The 1,132-nt window shown below is 57.6% G+C and carries 2 rRNA genes; both read right to left on the bottom strand.

From position 1 onward, the window contains the following. Positions 1-746 (bottom strand): 23S ribosomal RNA (locus ACFW9Z_RS36075); the annotation flags it as partial. 301 nt (positions 747-1,047) lie between these two features. Then, positions 1,048-1,132, bottom strand: a 16S ribosomal RNA gene (locus tag ACFW9Z_RS36070); the annotation flags it as partial.

Genomic DNA, 1,132 nt, shown 5'->3' with positions numbered 1-1,132 from the left:
CGGACTCGCTTTCGCTACGGCTTCCCCACACGGGTTAACCTCGCTACACACCGCTAACTCGCAGGCTCATTCTTCAAAAGGCACGCAGTCACGACCGTATATGCAAGCACATACAGCGACGCTCCCACGGCTTGTAGGCACACGGTTTCAGGTACTATTTCACTCCGCTCCCGCGGTACTTTTCACCATTCCCTCACGGTACTATCCGCTATCGGTCACCAGGGAATATTTAGGCTTAGCGGGTGGTCCCGCCAGATTCACACGGGATTTCTCGGGCCCCGTGCTACTTGGGTGATCCTCAAACGAGCCGTTGATGTTTTAGCTACGGGGGTCTTACCCTCTACGCCGGACCTTTCGCATGTCCTTCGCCTACACCAACGGTTTCTGACTCGTCTCACAGCCGGCAGACTATGAAAGAGAACTCCCACAACCCCGCATGCGCAACCCCTGCCGGGTATCACACGCATACGGTTTGGCCTCATCCAGTTTCGCTCGCCACTACTCCCGGAATCACGGTTGTTTTCTCTTCCTGAGGGTACTGAGATGTTTCACTTCCCCTCGTTCCCTCCACACTGCCTATGTGTTCAGCAGCGGGTGACAGCCCATGACGACTGCCGGGTTTCCCCATTCGGAAACCCCCGGATCAAAGCTTGGTTGACAGCTCCCCGGGGACTATCGTGGCCTCCCACGTCCTTCATCGGTTCCTGGTGCCAAGGCATCCACCGTGCGCCCTTAAAAACTTGGCCACAGATGCTCGCGTCCACTGTGCAGTTCTCAAACAACGACCAGCCACCCACCACCCCGTCCTGAGGACGAGTTCACTGGGGCCGGATCGAAGGACAGACTCAGCATGAGCCCGTACCTTCAGACACCCAACAGCGTGCCCGACCCGACCGATCCATCACCACGTTCCACGCCGAAGCAGTACTAGCAGTGACCAACCTGTCGTGCCGAATAGTCAACGTTCCACCCATGAGCTACCAGCACCGGACATTCGCCGGTGTTCTGGCCTCTGACCAAGCGAGCTTGGTGAGAAGTGCTCCTTAGAAAGGAGGTGATCCAGCCGCACCTTCCGGTACGGCTACCTTGTTACGACTTCGTCCCAATCGCCAGTCCCACCTTCGACAGCTCC

The organism is Streptomyces sp. NPDC059452 (genome assembly GCF_042750035.1).
Lineage (GTDB): Bacteria > Actinomycetota > Actinomycetes > Streptomycetales > Streptomycetaceae > Streptomyces.
Note: the sequence above shows the minus strand (reverse complement) of the source record. Positions and strands in the feature narration are given on the sequence as shown.